Annotated in this window: 15 protein-coding genes and 1 pseudogene; 6 read left to right on the top strand and 10 right to left on the bottom strand. The window is 36.9% G+C overall.

What is annotated here, in order from left to right:
* Nucleotides 1-15: 15 nt before the first annotated feature.
* Nucleotides 16-480 carry a low molecular weight protein-tyrosine-phosphatase gene (locus QNH17_RS14830; RefSeq protein WP_283879380.1) on the top strand — a complete coding sequence of 155 codons (465 nt, stop codon included), beginning with the start codon at nt 16-18 and terminating at the stop codon, nt 478-480.
* 53 nt (nt 481-533) lie between these two features.
* Here the strand turns inward: QNH17_RS14830 and QNH17_RS14825 are convergent, their stop codons facing one another.
* Together QNH17_RS14825 and QNH17_RS14820 are read right to left on the bottom strand one after the other, a co-directional pair.
* Nucleotides 534-1,529: a zinc-dependent alcohol dehydrogenase family protein gene (locus QNH17_RS14825; protein WP_283879379.1), complete on the bottom strand. Its 996-nt coding sequence runs from the start codon at nt 1,527-1,529 to the stop codon at nt 534-536.
* A gap of 818 nt (nt 1,530-2,347) precedes the next feature.
* On the bottom strand, nt 2,348-3,241 hold the full coding sequence (locus tag QNH17_RS14820; RefSeq protein WP_283879378.1) for a prolipoprotein diacylglyceryl transferase: 894 nt from the start codon (nt 3,239-3,241) through the stop codon (nt 2,348-2,350).
* A gap of 307 nt (nt 3,242-3,548) precedes the next feature.
* Between QNH17_RS14820 and hpaB the strand changes: the two genes are divergently transcribed.
* The 3 genes from hpaB to QNH17_RS14810 all read left to right on the top strand — a co-directional run bounded on the left by hpaB (nt 3,549) and on the right by QNH17_RS14810 (nt 6,296).
* Nucleotides 3,549-4,994: a 4-hydroxyphenylacetate 3-monooxygenase, oxygenase component gene (gene hpaB, locus QNH17_RS14815; protein WP_283879377.1), complete on the top strand. Its 1,446-nt coding sequence runs from the start codon at nt 3,549-3,551 to the stop codon at nt 4,992-4,994.
* Between the two features lie 332 nt (nt 4,995-5,326).
* Entirely contained in the window at nt 5,327-5,821 is a 495-nt protein-coding gene (locus QNH17_RS30045; protein WP_481858603.1) for a CBO0543 family protein, read from the top strand.
* A 4-nt stretch (nt 5,822-5,825) separates the two neighbouring features.
* A complete protein-coding gene (locus QNH17_RS14810) occupies nt 5,826-6,296 on the top strand; it encodes a CBO0543 family protein (protein ID WP_283879376.1) in 471 nt (156 codons plus the stop codon).
* A gap of 161 nt (nt 6,297-6,457) precedes the next feature.
* Here QNH17_RS14810 and QNH17_RS14805 read toward each other — a convergent pair whose 3' ends face one another.
* From QNH17_RS14805 to norA, 6 genes and pseudogenes are all read right to left on the bottom strand, one after another.
* Complete coding sequence (locus QNH17_RS14805; RefSeq protein WP_283879375.1) at nt 6,458-7,195, bottom strand: esterase family protein; 738 nt, start codon at nt 7,193-7,195, stop codon at nt 6,458-6,460.
* 18 nt (nt 7,196-7,213) lie between these two features.
* A complete protein-coding gene (locus tag QNH17_RS14800; RefSeq protein ID WP_283879374.1) occupies nt 7,214-8,401 on the bottom strand; it encodes an ATP-grasp domain-containing protein in 1,188 nt (395 codons plus the stop codon).
* A 156-nt stretch (nt 8,402-8,557) separates the two neighbouring features.
* Nucleotides 8,558-9,388 (bottom strand): alpha/beta hydrolase, encoded by an 831-nt coding sequence (locus QNH17_RS14795; protein WP_283879373.1) that lies wholly within the window; start codon nt 9,386-9,388, stop codon nt 8,558-8,560.
* Between the two features lie 406 nt (nt 9,389-9,794).
* Nucleotides 9,795-10,235, bottom strand: a complete 441-nt coding sequence (locus tag QNH17_RS14790) for an SRPBCC family protein (RefSeq protein ID WP_283879372.1) — start codon at nt 10,233-10,235, stop codon at nt 9,795-9,797.
* A gap of 302 nt (nt 10,236-10,537) precedes the next feature.
* Nucleotides 10,538-10,639 (bottom strand): annotated as a pseudogene (locus QNH17_RS14785) (PEP-utilizing enzyme); the annotation flags it as partial.
* A gap of 71 nt (nt 10,640-10,710) precedes the next feature.
* Nucleotides 10,711-11,904, bottom strand: a complete 1,194-nt coding sequence (gene norA / locus QNH17_RS14780) for a multidrug efflux MFS transporter NorA (RefSeq protein WP_283879370.1) — start codon at nt 11,902-11,904, stop codon at nt 10,711-10,713.
* Nucleotides 11,905-12,022: 118 nt separating this feature from the next.
* Between norA and QNH17_RS14775 the strand changes: the two genes are divergently transcribed.
* Nucleotides 12,023-12,856, top strand: coding sequence for a MerR family transcriptional regulator (locus QNH17_RS14775; RefSeq protein WP_283879369.1), 834 nt, complete (start codon nt 12,023-12,025; stop codon nt 12,854-12,856).
* A 391-nt stretch (nt 12,857-13,247) separates the two neighbouring features.
* Here the strand turns inward: QNH17_RS14775 and QNH17_RS14770 are convergent, their stop codons facing one another.
* Together QNH17_RS14770 and QNH17_RS14765 are read right to left on the bottom strand one after the other, a co-directional pair.
* Nucleotides 13,248-14,051: a UTP--glucose-1-phosphate uridylyltransferase gene (locus QNH17_RS14770; RefSeq protein ID WP_283879368.1), complete on the bottom strand. Its 804-nt coding sequence runs from the start codon at nt 14,049-14,051 to the stop codon at nt 13,248-13,250.
* Nucleotides 14,052-14,115: 64 nt separating this feature from the next.
* Nucleotides 14,116-14,796: a glycosyltransferase family 2 protein gene (locus QNH17_RS14765; RefSeq protein ID WP_283879367.1), complete on the bottom strand. Its 681-nt coding sequence runs from the start codon at nt 14,794-14,796 to the stop codon at nt 14,116-14,118.
* A gap of 226 nt (nt 14,797-15,022) precedes the next feature.
* On the opposite strand from QNH17_RS14765, the gene QNH17_RS14760 reads away from it, so the two are divergent.
* Nucleotides 15,023-15,457 carry a CBS domain-containing protein gene (locus QNH17_RS14760; RefSeq protein WP_283879366.1) on the top strand — a complete coding sequence of 145 codons (435 nt, stop codon included), beginning with the start codon at nt 15,023-15,025 and terminating at the stop codon, nt 15,455-15,457.
* Nucleotides 15,458-15,487 lie beyond the last annotated feature (30 nt).

Raw genomic sequence — 15,487 nt, 5'->3', positions numbered from 1 at the left:
AAGGGGTTAAAGTTCATGATCAACGTTTTATTTGTATGCCTGGGGAATATTTGCCGTTCACCGATGGCTGAAGCTTTGTTTCGCAACTTAGTCAAAAAGGAAAATTTGACAAACAAAATCGCAGTTGATTCCGCTGCAACGAGTTCATGGCAAATCGGCTTCCCTCCGCACGAAGGTACTCTTGATATTCTGAAGAAATACAATATCTCTTCTAATGGGCTTGTTGGACGCCGACTAAAGAAAGAAGACTTTTGGAAATTCGACTATATTATCGGTATGGACGAAAGCAACATAAAAAATATTTACAGGATAACCGGGAAGCCTAATCATCCAAAGATCATTAGGCTGCTTGACCTGACCAAATACAGGAAAGATGTCCCCGATCCATTTTATACAGGTGATTTTGATGAAACCTATCGTCTTGTTTCAGCTGGGTGCCAGGTATTACTCAATAAAATACGCAGCGAACAAAAATTATAACAACAAGACATCAATCTTAATCCGACGAGCAAAACAATTCAGTTCCCAACTACTTACCATTCATTTCTCAAGACGACCTTTCCGATAGCGTTTTTAGATTCCAATAAAGTATGTGCTTCCTGTACTTGATCAAAATTAAAAACCCTCTCATCGACTAACGGCTGGATTTTCCCTTCCTCAACAAGCTTTGTAACTGCTCGTAAAATGTTTCCATAATCCTGCCTTTTTTCCTTATCCATTATTTTTAATATCATAAAGGTAATATGTAAGGATAGTGCCTTAGCATGTAAAGGTGACAAATCATGTGTTGAGCGTGCTGCGATAGATAATACCGTTCCGTAAGTGGCAGCAGCTTGGAAAGATTGATCGAGGTTTTCACCTCCTACTGTATCGAACACAACGTCAAACCCTTTTCGATCTGTATATTCCTTTACGTACTCCTCCACTGACTGTTCCAGATAATTAATGGACACATCAGCACCCAAACGCTTTCCAATGCTTAACTTTTCCTCTGATGAAGCAGTAGTATATACTTTTGCACCAGCTAACTTTGCTAGTTGTATGGCGACATGACCTACCCCACCTGTGGCTCCATGAATAAGTACCGATTGACCGTTTTGAACATTCGCACGATCATAAAGTGACTCCCATGCTGTAATGGTAACGAGAGGAAGAGCCGCTGCTTGTACCATCGTTACATTTTTTGGTTTAGGAGCTAGAAGCTGCACATCCGCAAGCATATATTCAGCAAGGGCACCGCCAGTTCCTTTAACACCACCTGCACAACCAAAGACTTCATCACCAACCTTGAACTCTGTTACTTCTTCTCCGACCTCAACAACAACTCCTGCTACATCACTGTTTAATATCGCTGGAAATTCTGGTGCAATAGCAGGCACCACTCCAAACCGAATCTTTGTATCAATTGGATTGACACTTGTTGCTTTTACTTGAATAACAACATGCCCAGGAATTGCTTCAGGCTTAGGAACCTCAGCGATTTCAAAAACAGATGGATTCCCAAATTTTTTTATCACTTGTGCTTTCAATTGTTATCACTCTCCTCTCCTATCCATTTTACCTGAGTATTTATATTTATTGAAATAATGTGAATCTGAATCTTCTTGTGTCTTTTACTAACCTTCCCGTTCCTTTAATAAAGAAAAAGACCACCGGAGCAATCATTCTTGAGCTCAAGCACCCGATAGGTTAAGTTCATTACTTCACAACAATCTTGTTACTAAAACAAGACCAATCTGTATTAACAAACAACTATCTTTTTTAATCACCTGCAATTTTATTGTTTGTCATATTCCTCATTCCGTATTTCATTACGAACTCACCAATTTCATTCTTATATCTATCCGGTAGAAACTCGTAAATGGATAAAAGTTTTTTAAAATCTTATACTTCAGATAAATAATAAATAACTAGAATTTATAAGTAATCACTCTACTCTTAGCGAATTGATTTATAAAAAATTTCCTTCTGTAAATTTATTAATGAACTTTAATTCAATTGTTGATAAGTCATCTTGATAAAGCAAATTCTCACAGAATCGAATTTACCTGTATTGTTTCTTCAATTGGAAATGACTTATACCTTAAGTAAAAAAGGGATTGGGGCTTGCCGATACATTGGAGACAGCTATCCCTTTTCATAAACTATCTAGGTCATAAACCCAACCCAAGCTCTGACCTTTAGCATAACCTGGTTATAAGTCTGTTTCAATAAGGAGGGATTTGAATTATGGGATATATGCAACATATGTCTCCCCACGCATAGAATCCCTGTGGTCTTCAACATTTTTAGATCAATTACCCCAATTCAGGAATGAATGCTCTAAAGCAAAATAAAATAAGGAGGATTATTGTGATTCCATATGTAACTGTATATTATATTGCTTATCCAAGAGATGAAAGGATTTATCCAGGGGTTGGTCTGGGTGGACCTGGCTCTGGTTATGGTTTTTATCCTGGTTTGGGATTTGGTGAACCTGGTCTAGGTTTGTGGTATTATCCAGGCTATGGATTAGGTGGACCAGGTTCAGGTTTTGGTTATTTTCCTGGTCTCGGTTTTGGAGCACCTGGCATTCCTCATCCATACCCACCATACCCAGTACACCTTCCGGCTCATCCGCAGCCGCCACAAGGAGTACACCTTCCGGCTCATCCGCAGCCGCCACAGGGAGTTCATCTCCCGGCTCATCCGCAGCCGCCACAAGGAGTTCATCTCCCGGCTCATCCGCAGCCGCCACAGGGAGTTCATCTCCCGGCTCATCCGCAGCCGCCACAAGGAGTTCATCTCCCGGCTCATCCGCAGCCACCACAAGGAGTTCATCTCCCGGCTCATCCGCAGCCGCCACAAGGAGTACACCTTCCGGCTCATCCGCAGCCGCCACAAGGAGTACACCTTCCGGCTCATCCGCAGCCGCCACAGGGAGTTCATCTCCCGGCTCATCCGCAGCCGCCACAAGGAGTACACCTTCCGGCTCATCCGCAGCCGCCACAAGGAGTTCATCTCCCGGCTCATCCGCAGCCGCCACAAGGAGTTCATCTCCCGGCTCATCCGCAGCCGCCACAAGGAGTGCAGCTTCCGGCTCATCCGCAGCCGCCACAAGGAGTTCATCTCCCGGCTCATCCGCAGCCACCACAAGGAGTGCAGCTTCCGGCTCATCCGCAACCACCACGCGCATCACTGTATTAACCCCCTTAATACGACTAGAAGACATATTTTTATTTTTATTTTCATTTTCACTCAATAAAAAGCCTGCTAATGGGCTGTTAACAAATAGCAAATCAATACAAAGAGAAGACAGATTCCTCAACATATAGGATTCGTCTTCTTTTTTATTTTCTAGATCTGAAGCTATCAAGTATGACTTTTTAGATTGTCAACAGAACCTTAAGGGGGGGGGGTCACTAAAGTGTCGGGAATAAAAGTAAGCTAACACACAATTAAAAACAAGGCTTTTCCCATAGGAACAAGCATTCAAGTTATCCAATAAAATGATACTAGCTTAGCTAGTTCGTTTTTATGGAGGTTGCGACAAAGGGAGCGAATAATAAATGGGAACTATTAGTGGAAAAAATTTTATTGATCGTTTAAATAAGTTAGAAAACGAAATTTGGTTTGATGGAAAAAAAATTAAGGGGAAAATTTCTGAGCATCTTGCTTTTAAAGGAATTCTTAAAGCAAAAGCTTCCCTTTATGATTTACAAAATGACCCCGTTCTAAAAGAGGAGATGACTTTCCTTTTACCTGGTAAAGAAGAACCTATAGGGATATCCTATCTGCAGCCAAAAACAAAAGAAGATTTAAAGAGAAGAAGAAAGATGATTGAATACTGGGCAAGAAACACACATGGAATGATGGGAAGAAGTCCTGATTATATGAATACTGTAGTGATGAGCTTTGCCTCCTCATCGATCCTTTTAAAAGATAGAGAAAATTGTTTTCCTGAAAATATTCAATGCCTGTATGAAAGGGCAATGGAACACGACCTCTCGTTTACCCATACCTTTATCACGCCACAAGTCAATCGATCTCAAGTCTATTTAGGATTCACCGATGAGCCCATTTCTGCGAAGGTAATCGATCGAAATGAAAAAGGACTGGTGATAAAAGGTGCCCGCTTGCTTGCCACTCAAGGTGGTTTGACGGATGAAGTTTTAGTTTTTTCTGCTCCAAGAGTGTTTTTTGATCCTAGCGAGGCATTCGCTTTTTCCATTCCATCTAATACCGAAGGATTAAAATTTTTCTGCAGGGAATCTTTTGTCGGGGGAGAATCTTCCTTTAATTATCCCTTAAGTTCAAGATATGAGGAAATGGATTCTATTGTTGTCTTTGACAATGTATTGGTACCATGGGATCGTGTATTTTATTACGACAATGTAGAGGCAGCAACCGATTTTCTGGCTGAAAGCTCTTTTTACCAATTCGCCTATCATCAAGTGGTAACTAGACAAATTGTAAAAACCGAATTTATTCTTGGAGTGGCTAAACTACTTGTCGATACGATTAATGTTGGGGAATATCAACATATTCATGAAAAACTGTCCGAAATCATCATTGGCCTTGAAACCATGAAAGCACTCTTAGAAAAGGCAGAAAATGATGCTGAATTAGATCAATGGGGATATATGCGTCCAAGTATGATACCATTACAAGTCGCCAGTAACATTTTCCCTAAGATTTATCCCCGTTTTAGCGAAATTATACAGATTATTGGTGCAAGTGGAATGATTTCTTTACCAACAGAAAACGCCTTTGAATCTGAAATTAGACCAGAGCTCGACCAATATCTTCAAGCAGATGGTATGAATGCTTTGAACCGTGTGAAACTATTTCGTTTGGCATGGGATCTTACAATGAGTTCCTTCGGTACAAGGCAAAACCAATATGAAAGATACTTTTTTGGTGACCCTGTTCGATTATCCAGTAACCTATACAGGAACTATCAAAAGGAGCAACATGTTGAAAATATTATCAAATTTTTAAATCTAAATAATTAAGGGTGTCTGAATAAATTGTCATTTTATGCAGTATCCTTCAGCAATAAATCAAGAACCTTCACCATTCCCAACAAGAAACAGGCGATTCTACTTTTGTAGAACCCCCTGTTTCATAGAAGTTGGTTTTTTTATTTGAACTCTTTTATCTAAAAATTTAAGTATTGTTAATTGTACGTGTAATACAGATATGACTATGTAATAAAAAGGACTGCCGAAACAGCAATCCAATTGTTGTTTAACTTAAGCCATCTGATAGTTTAAGCACAAAATTTCTCAAACTGGATAATTTTTTATGTTCTATCAAAAACTAATTCTAAAAAAGGCGTGCTTACATGAATTCAGATATTTATGTGATGCTCTTACTCTGGATAGCTTTACCAATTATTCTTTGGAAAGTTACCCCTCGAAATCGACTTCGGGAAGTAATTGCTACCCTATTGTTTTTTCAGATGTTAACTTGGTCGGTTAGCATTTTCCTTACATATTGTGGTTTATACGAACCTCCATTTAGGCTTTTCAAACATGCCACTAAAATTAATTGGACTATGGAATATATAGTTTTTCCTTTTTTTTCTGTTTTGTTCCAACTGAAATTTCCAAAAAATGCAAACTTTTTTAGACGATTGTTACATTATTTGTTATGGGTAAGCATGATTTTATTAGCCATGGTCTTGTTAGGAAAAATCAGTAACATTGTAAATAGTAATATTGAAAGCCTAATAAGAAGTTTTTTTAATTTTATTATTGAATTATGGTTATGCCGTCAGTATATCTTGTGGTTTATGGACCATCCCAATTATGAAAGGCTGGAACAAAATGAAGGTTGACCTGTTGATTATATATATCCTATATTCGTTTACTTTTATTTCTTTAGCATTTATACCTAAGGATAAATTAAGGGATGCCAGTATCATATTTTTATTTCAACAGGCTGTAACATGGTTTGCTGGAATTCTTGCTGTAGGATTAAACCTATTAGAATATCCTGTTCGGGAACTCGCGAAAGTGAATGGAACCAGTTTTTTATATGAGTTCTTTTTATTTCCTGTCGTCACTATCTTCTTTTGCATTTATTACCCACGAACAAGTATAAGGTGGAAAAAAATTATATATATTAGTGCATTTAGTACAGGCCTCACTGTACCCGAAGTAATAATTGAACATTACACAAACCTCATTAAATACTTAAGATGGGAGTGGTATGTAACATGGATTTCCGTTTATGCTACCCTATTTTTAGCGTGGGTATTTTATAAATGGTACTTTAAGTTAAATAACCGCAAAAAAATCTTGTTTCATTAACCTGCCCAGTTTGTGGAACAAAAATAAAGACCGCCGCAGCGATCCTTATAACTCAACTCAAGGTTTTATATGTTTAGTGAGAATATTGTCCATAATATATTATTTTGGGTTTCTTTTAATGACGCAGGTATAAGGTTTGCCTTTTTTTACCACCACATTTTTTACAGTAATTTTCCTAAATAATACGGCATTTGGCGTCGCCACCAAATCCAATCATGCGAAACATCTTCGCCCCACTCATCAAACAATGCTGGAATTTGTTTTTCTTCAAAGGCTTTTTTTAATGTAAAGTATGAAGGCAGCCCATCCTGTTCCCAATCACCCAGCCCGGTACAAATAATGATATCTGCTGAACGATATCGATCAATAAACCAGCCGTCATTTTGATTCCATATGTAATCACTCGGTGAATTTTCGTATACTAGCGGATCATTTCCGTAATCCCCAAAAAAGAAACGCACATCGTAAACACCGCTAAGTGCAACGGTTGTTTGGAAGACATCCGGATGTCTCAAGAAAAAGTTCAACGCATGATAGGCTCCCATACTACAACCCGTTGTCATCATAGGATCAAACCAACCTGTTTTATGTTTAATAAATGGGATAGCTTCTGAAATCACATAACGATCATATGCCTCATGAGCTAATGCACGGTCATGCGCTGGTTTTGAGTCGTGCAGCCAACTTTCGCTATCGATACTAGTCAATGTAAAAAATTGAACTTTTCCGGATTCAATAAAGTCATGACACACATCAATCATTCCAAAATCATAGTATTCAGTAAGCGTCCCTCCAGATGAAGGAAAAACTACGATTGGCATGCCACTGTGTCCATATCTGTTCAACTGCATTTCACGACCTAATTCGCCACTCCAATGGTGTAACTGTTCTATATGCATATAAAAAATCTCCTATCCCTATACGTTTGCAATGATGTAATTTTTTCGTTCATGTACAAAACGGATAATCTCATCCACTTCTTCTTGCGAATCTGCATTAATCGCATAAAATTGATTTCCTTGGAGTTCCGCAAACGCATCTGGCATGCGCTGTTCAAACTTCACACGTTCGCCAAATCGATCATAAATAGCATCCGTATCATGTTTATACTCATACGCATCACGTTGTGTTACACCGACACAAAACTGGTTTTTGGCATCGGAATCTTTAAATTCTCCTCCTGTCACAAGAGAAGCATACTGTGCAAATAAATCAATGGAGTACGCGAAATTGTACATATCAACCGTGTAGCCGCCAGCTAAGCGGTTATTATATTCAAGTGCAACATAATCCCCATTTTCTAATTTAAAAAACTCAATATGGAAAAAGCGCTCTTTCATTCCAAAAGCCTTCACAATCTCCTTTCCATATGTTTCGAGCTTTGGATCAATTTCTTTTTGAATCACATAAGCTAAATCCAACTGGCCATTAACGAGTTCCAGAGTTGGGACATTATATGTAAAGCTAGTTTGGAAAACAATGTTCCCTTTTTGATCCACTAAACCATCAAATGTACAAAGCACGCCTCCTTCGACATATGGTTCTAAGAAGTACACTTGTGCTTCTCCCCATTCTTCTTCAAAATGACGTACATCCTCTTCTGAACTTAATTTAAAGGTTGCAGCTGATCCAACTCCATTATCCGGTTTTGCGATAACTGGCAGTCCTAATTCAGCAATGGCTTTAGATAAATCCTTTTTAGTTTTAACGATTCTTCCTTCTACGACAGGGACACCTGCTTTTTTAAACAGCTTCTTCATTTCAGATTTATACTTAACTTTTTTCAAGTCATCCGTTTTATTGCCGTACACGTTAAATTGCTCACGCAACTGCGCATCAAGTTCTAACCAGTATTCGTTATTGGATTCAATGCGGTCAATGGGACCATGTTTATAAAATAAAAATGCAACAGCACGTTTTACTTCATCTACATCTTCTAAATCATTCACCCGATAATATTCTGTTAAAGAGTTTTGTAATTCGGAACCTAATTGGCCATAGGGCTCTTCACCAATTCCTAAAACATTGACACCTGCGTCTTTTAAACGATGAGCAAATGGTTGGAAATTCTCTGGATAATATGGTGATATCAAAATATAATTCATAAAAATAGCCCCTTTCTCAGATAAAAAATTCATTTTTTTCACGACTAAGGTACAATTATTTCAAATTATAATCAATATAAACTTTAAAAAATATTCCGAAAAATTAATAGATTCCTATTTTGTTCATATTCAGTCTAAGATAATTATTCAGTTCATTCAAGACCACTTCACACTTAAGAAACGTAAACATTCTGGTAAGTGTTTTGCCCATGCTTTTTCATTATGTTCTTCATCTGCAAAAATATTTAAACGAATGTTATCAATTGGAATAGAGCCTTTTATCAGTTGTTTATAATACTTAAGCGAGCCATCGATATAGGCCTGCTTCATATTTCCATACATCAATTGTCGATCGGTATCATCGCCTTCCTGAGTCCCAACTTGAATGTACACGCGTTGTTCAGGATCCAACTCCTTTCTAGCAATATAACTGTCAAAGGCTTTACTTGTAATCCAATTAGCTAAAGAAAAAATGCCTAAACCACCAATTTGATCTTTATATTCGATACCCATAAAAGCCGAAATATTTCCTCCAAGTGAACTGCCAATCACAGCTGTATGATATTTATCCGATTTAGTCCGGTAATGCTCATCGATAAACGGCTTCACGACCGTCATGACAAACTCAGCAAACTCGGCCCCTCTTCCGCCTAGTTCAATATCTTCAGGAAGTGGGCTTTCAGTAATTTTCCAAGGCGTATATTCATTAATTCGATCTTGTCCAGCGTTATCTATCCCAACAACAATCATCTTCGGTAAATCGGGGTTTTGTTTAATTGCTGGAATTACTTTCCATGAATAACCGCTATAAGCTTCACTACTGTAGAAAACATTTTGTCCATCATGCATATAGACAACTGGATAATTTTCAGCCTCATCTTTATCATAATTTTTCGGCAATAACACACGCACGCGACGTTCCTCATTTTTATAAGGCATATGTAATTGATGTGTTTCTAGTTTTAAATAAAAATAGGATTGATTCATTTTACTTTCATCACTCCTTTGATGTTACATTAAATATACTGAATTAGTTTCATGTTCACAATAAAAATCTTAAGAAAATCGATCCATTAAATCATAATTAGTGCAATTAGAAAAAGCCCCCATTGGGTGGCATCCAGTTCAGAATCAAGCATTGGTTAGTTTACAAAAAAATCCATCGTCATATAACTTTGGTGCTTCTAGGTTCACATCTTCTTTTGTAAATCCAATTCTTGTATTGTGCCCATTTGTGGAATATTAAAAAAGGACCATCCATTTATGGACAGCCCCCGTTACAATTATAAAATTTCTAGTAAAACTCTTTATCATGATATTGGTCAATTCACAATGTTATATCTTTAATTCAGAGAAGGTATTTCCACAATGAATCGACTTTCAATCTTTGAAACTATGAGAAAACTACAATTTTACGTGCAATAGATTCTGTTAAACGAGATGCTACTTTTGGAACAGCCCATTTAATAATTGGTGTTAACACCGCACCCGATAATCCACCTGCTTGGACGTTCACCGTACAGGTCATTGTTGTTTTACCATTAATATCTTCTGCAGTAAATTGTCCGCTTCCTGTAAAATTATCTGATAAACCTTTTAGTTCAAACTTAATATTTGAAGGTTCATTCCCTTCGGTAATATCTACCTGCGCTTGGATTGTTTTTTTAATACCTTTCACACTACCTTGAAATGTCCAAATAGATTGCTTGTCATTTATGATTTCATGTTCTTTGTAGGCTGGTACTGACGTTGCCCATTTTTCGAGATCACTGACATAATCCCAAACTGCTTGTACATCTACAGGAATTTCTACTGTATGTGTTCCCGTTGCCATTATGATCCCCACTTTCACTATGTATGAATTGTAAATTTACATTCACAAAATAATTATTACATAAAAAACATAAACTTACATCACTAATTTTACATAGCTTTCCTTTTCCAACCGTCTACAATCTAGCCCGATTATTGAACAAAAGTAATTCCCCGCTATTGAACTCCTGCACCGTAACTAGAATAAATCAATTGATTTTAGATGTTCTAGTTGTGCCCCCGGTAGTTAAACAAAAAATCTTAACGCTCTAGCATCCACTAGAGCGGTGCTTAAAATATATCTGGACGTTTTCAGCAATTACACTATTCGCTATACCCTTCTGTCCCATTCACTCGAATTTGATGCCCGTCTTTTATCAGTTTGGCAGTATTTTCTACTCCGACAACGGCCGGTAAGCCATATTCACATGGATCATGTTCCAGAGTCATCCCCCCTCTCCGGTGAAGTCACAATTTTCGTGTTTATTTCCATTTGATTAATTAGCTACACTAGTCTTGACTTTGTTTGAAGAATCACTTGCTTGCTTCTTCCAGAACAAAGTAAGAATGATTCCCAGAGATAGGATCACAGTCGCAAAGTAGTAAGGGTAGTTAATATTTAGATCAAATAATATCCCCCCTAGAATTGGTCCACTAATGTTCGCTAAACTTGTAAACATAGAGTTCATTCCACCAACGAAACCTTGTTCGTTCCCGGCAATATTTGAAAGGTATGAAGTAACTGCTGGTCGGAATATATCGAACCCTACAAAAACAATAAATGTAACAAGTAAAATAGAAAGATATGAATGAACAACAGTCATTAAAAAGACAAGTACGGCTGATAAGAGTAAGCTATATCGAATTAGTCTAATTTCACCCCAAATTTTTGTAAGCCGATCAAATAAGATTACTTGTGATACTGCACCAAAAATTGCACCACCTGTGATAACAATGGCAATATCGGATGGTTTAAATTGAAATTTATGGTCTACAAATAGACTAAAGAACGACTCAAATGCTGCTAAACCAAATGAGGCAATAAAAATTAAAATAAACGCAAGGAAATATTTTGGGGCAATAATTCGTTTGAAACCAATTTTACTATCGGAGACTTGTTCATGATTATCTTCACTACGATTTGGCTCAGATAATAAAATAATAGAAAGTATAGCCGCAATGGTACCTAGTCCTCCTGCAAAGAAGAATGGGATACGTGTACCAAATTCCGCTAAGAATCCACCAATACCTGGCCCAATAATAAATCCTGTACTAATGGCCGCTGACATATACCCGAGTGCTTTCGGGCGAGTATCCAAATTTGTAATATCAGCAATAAAAGCTGTAACGGCTGGCATAATGAACGCAGCACTAATTCCACCTAAAATGCGGGAAATAAACAGCATTTCGATTTCTTCTCCGAGCCCAAATAAAAATTCTGAAAGGCCAAAAATAAATAAGCCAATAACAATCATAATTTTCCGGCCGAATTGATCTGCTGCTTTCCCTGCGAAGGGCGAAACAATCAATTGCGCAATGGCAAAAGCTGCCGTTAAATACCCCACTGTTTTCCCAGTTATCCCTAATTCATTCATCAGCGTAGGTAAAACTGGAATGACAAGACCAATTCCCAAAAAGGCTATGAATAAATTCATTAATAATAATCCTAAGGTAACTTTATGAGTCCTCATTTTTTCATTCTCCTTAACAAAACAAATATCTTAAACAAATTTGTATTTTTTTCATTTGTTTACAATTTCCATCGTAGTGTATATAGTAACTATATAGTCAAGGGTGGTGCTGTAAAAAATGGAAAAAATAAATGGAAAGTATTTAACTACTGGGGAATTTGCGAAGCTTTGTAAGGTAAACAAACAGACACTCTTTTATTATGATCAAATTGGACTTTTGTCTCCTTTTTGGAAAAATGAAAAAGGTTATCGTTATTATTCAATTCACCAAATAGAGCTATTCTTTGTAATTGATTTATTAAAGGAACTTGGTATGTCGCTGAACGATATTCAACAATATACACAAAATAAATCGCCTGAAAGTTTTTTATCATTAATGCATCAAAAAAAAGAAGAGATAATGAAAAAGCGTAAGGAGATTGAAAGGAAGGAAAGAATGATTGATGCAAAAATAGCATTAATGGAAGAAGCATCTCATCTTGATTTTCAACAAATTACGCTTAAACCATTACCAGAAGCAACACTTTATCTTAGTAGAAACATTGAAAATATAACTGATGAAGAATTTGTGGAAGTGATTTCAGATTTTATTAATGAATTGAACATATCTCATCTGGATTCAGGATATCCAATAGGTGGGATTACGAAACGGGAGCAAATAATGAAGGGAGAATTCTCTAATTATAGCTTTTTATATATTGAGCAGCCACATCCAAAGGTGGGATATCCGTATTTTCAAGCTGTGAAAGGTGATTTTCTCATTGGTTATCACATTGGTGATGAGAAAACAATACATAAAACATATAAGCGACTTTTTTCAGAGATGGTACGTCTAAATTTAGCCTTAGCTGATTATGTTTTTGAAGAGTATATTTATGATACAGTTGTCATGAATCATAAGGAACATTACGTCACCAAAATTATGATTCAAGTCGAACAAATAAAAAGTTAATTTATGTATAGACGTGCTTGGGAGGTTTTAACCCAAGCTTTTTTTATTGTGATATTAAGCAACACTTATTAGACAAACATGCCCGTTTGCTGAACAAAAAAAGGACCTCCAGAAACGAGATCCATCTTAAAATATCTAACTCCCGAAATGTAATTTTATTCAATTAAATAGTATTTTGGGGAATAATTTATAAACAAAAAAGCTAACCCCTTGCGAAAAGCTTTTCACTCAGCTTATAATTTTTATCGTATTGTTCACTGATAAATTACCAAATCGCACTAAATTTTCCCCAATAAAAAATTCTTAGATATTAAATTACATTAAGGATACTCCCTCACAACCGAATGTTGAAAAGAAATTTATAGGTGGATATGCGCTTTGTTCACCTATTTTAGTCAGTCTTAATTAATCTATTCACTAATTCAACATATTCCTTTAATTTCCCGATATCATATCTGTCACCGGAAATGATTTTTCCAAAGACGGATTCATTTGCCAACAAGCTTTTAATTGCATCCGTTAACTGTAATTCTCCCCCCACTCCTTCATTTGTAAGTTCTAAATAAGTAAAGAGCTTTGGGGTGAAAATATATCTACCTATTACAGCAAGATCAGAGGGGGCATTGGTTTCAGGCTTCTCAACAATATCTTGAATCTCTATAAACCTCTCTTTAGGCCACCCCTGTATTACACCATAATCTTTTAAACAATCCTGTTTTATTTGTTTTAGACCTATTACACTGCCCTTTGTTTCCTTGTGAACCTCTATTAATTCTTTAAGGGCAGGAACGGGTTCTGGAATGACGATATCATCAGGCAATAATACGGCAAACGGTTCATTTCCAACAAATTCTTTCCCTAGTCGAATAGCATCCCCTAGACCATTTGCAACTGCCTGTCTTTTATAAAGAATTTCTACCTTCGGGATCTCTAATTTTTTAATTAAATGTTCTTTATTTTTACTTTTTAAAAAAGCCTCTAACTCAATGGAAGAATCAAAATAGTCCATTATCAAATCTCTTGATTTTGATGTGATGATTAGTATTTGTTCAATTCCAGAAGAAAATGCCTCCTCAACTATATAGTGTATAACTGGCTTTAAGCCAACCGGAAACATCTCTTTTGGAATTACCTTTGTAATAGGAAGACTTCGAATACCGTAACCTGCTGCAGGGATAATTGCTTTTCTCACCATTTAAATAATTCCTCACTTTTAAGTCCGATATCAAGCACAAGATAAAAATTGAAAAGAAACTTAATTAGCGTTCTCTAATTATTTTTAACATTTCCTCTTTGTTTCCATTGGCGAACATGTACCGAGCAACTAGAGCATCGTTTCCACTACTATCTGGATTGAACGCTGGTGGATGCCAAAAATGAAAAACTTTAGCGTCGTAGTTCACATATTTCCCGCACAGGGTATTCACTGACCATGCAAATGCATCATCTTCTCCTCCCCAGCCGACAAAACGTTCATCAAAACCACCAACTTTTTCAAAATTCCTTTTTGGAATAAGATTTACTTTACCGGCAAATCCATCGTACATCCAATTAACTTTCTGACACTCTTCTAATTTTACATTTAAAGGCCAGCCCGGTTTATTTCTCAAGACTCTTTCTGTAATTTCTATTGGAAGATCATATACTTCCGTAAATGGAATTACCCATGCTGCATCACGCAATAATTTTATTGATTCTAGAATAATGTTAGGGTCGAACACAGTATCCGCATCAACAATTAGAAGAATATCTCTTGTTGCTTCTTTTGCAGCAAGATTTACCGCCTTAGCTTTATTAAATCGACCACCATTTGTTGTGCCAACAATCAATTCGGCGTTAGGCATGGTTGTTTGAAAGAACTTTTTTACCCATAAATATGCATCAAGCCGCGGACCATAATCATTTTGAAAAGGTATTATTATTGAAACATTCTCGAACATATAACTTCTCCTTCCTAGGTATAAGTACATTCCTTTTTATAGTCTTATTCCCTATCATATTCATTTGAAAAAACTTCGATATGGCAAAACGCCTGTCAAGGATGATATTCTTTCCAAGACTCATTTTTTTGGAAGTAATAAGCGAAGATTAATGCCAGAAATCACGTTTAACCATATGCTGTGGCGGGTAGTAAATAAAATGAAACATCATAAAGGAGGAATGAACATGAATGTTGCTGAAGTAATGACGACCAATGTTGATAGCTGTAGTCCAGAAAGTACTTGTAAAGAGGTTGCCATGAAAATGAAAGAGCTGGATGTAGGGGCCGTTCCAATTTGTGATAATGAAAAGTTAGTAGGAATCGTAACCGACCGAGATTTAGTCATAAAGGGATTTGTCAATGATCTTTCAAGTGACTCCACGATTTCTGAATTAGTAACCGACAATGTGGTAAAAGGAAGCAAAGAAATGTCGGTGGAGGAAGCGGTAAGACTCATGTCCCAGCATCAAATTCGCCGTCTTCCTATTGTGGAAGATGACAAATTGGTTGGAATCGTCTCTCTAGGTGATCTAGCTGTTAATAATCAGTCGACTGATGAAGCTGGGCAAGCCCTTAAGAATATTTCAAATCCTGCCGAACCTAAACAATCAAACTTCTAATCAAAAATCCAATGTATCCGATATGTGCCA

It is taken from the genome of Neobacillus sp. SuZ13, from assembly GCF_030123365.1.
In the GTDB taxonomy this organism is placed as follows: Bacteria; Bacillota; Bacilli; order Bacillales; family Cytobacillaceae; genus Neobacillus.
This window is presented reverse-complemented; position numbering and strand designations above follow the sequence as displayed.

Excerpts from the sequence above, each read along its gene's own strand:
- QNH17_RS14770 (WP_283879368.1), bottom strand. The coding sequence starts at position 14,051 with ATGGTGAGAAAAGCAATTATCCCTGCAGCAGGTTACGGTATTCGAAGT.
- QNH17_RS14830 (WP_283879380.1), top strand. The coding sequence starts at position 16 with ATGATCAACGTTTTATTTGTATGCCTGGGGAATATTTGCCGTTCACCG.
- QNH17_RS14775 (WP_283879369.1), top strand. The coding sequence starts at position 12,023 with ATGGAAAAAATAAATGGAAAGTATTTAACTACTGGGGAATTTGCGAAG.
- norA (WP_283879370.1), bottom strand. The coding sequence starts at position 11,904 with ATGAGGACTCATAAAGTTACCTTAGGATTATTATTAATGAATTTATTC.
- hpaB (WP_283879377.1), top strand. The coding sequence starts at position 3,549 with ATGGGAACTATTAGTGGAAAAAATTTTATTGATCGTTTAAATAAGTTA.
- QNH17_RS14795 (WP_283879373.1), bottom strand. The coding sequence starts at position 9,388 with ATGAATCAATCCTATTTTTATTTAAAACTAGAAACACATCAATTACAT.
- QNH17_RS30045 (WP_481858603.1), top strand. The coding sequence starts at position 5,327 with ATGAATTCAGATATTTATGTGATGCTCTTACTCTGGATAGCTTTACCA.
- QNH17_RS14765 (WP_283879367.1), bottom strand. The coding sequence starts at position 14,796 with ATGTTCGAGAATGTTTCAATAATAATACCTTTTCAAAATGATTATGGT.
- QNH17_RS14760 (WP_283879366.1), top strand. The coding sequence starts at position 15,023 with ATGAATGTTGCTGAAGTAATGACGACCAATGTTGATAGCTGTAGTCCA.
- QNH17_RS14805 (WP_283879375.1), bottom strand. The coding sequence starts at position 7,195 with ATGCATATAGAACAGTTACACCATTGGAGTGGCGAATTAGGTCGTGAA.
- QNH17_RS14790 (WP_283879372.1), bottom strand. The coding sequence starts at position 10,235 with ATGGCAACGGGAACACATACAGTAGAAATTCCTGTAGATGTACAAGCA.
- QNH17_RS14800 (WP_283879374.1), bottom strand. The coding sequence starts at position 8,401 with ATGAATTATATTTTGATATCACCATATTATCCAGAGAATTTCCAACCA.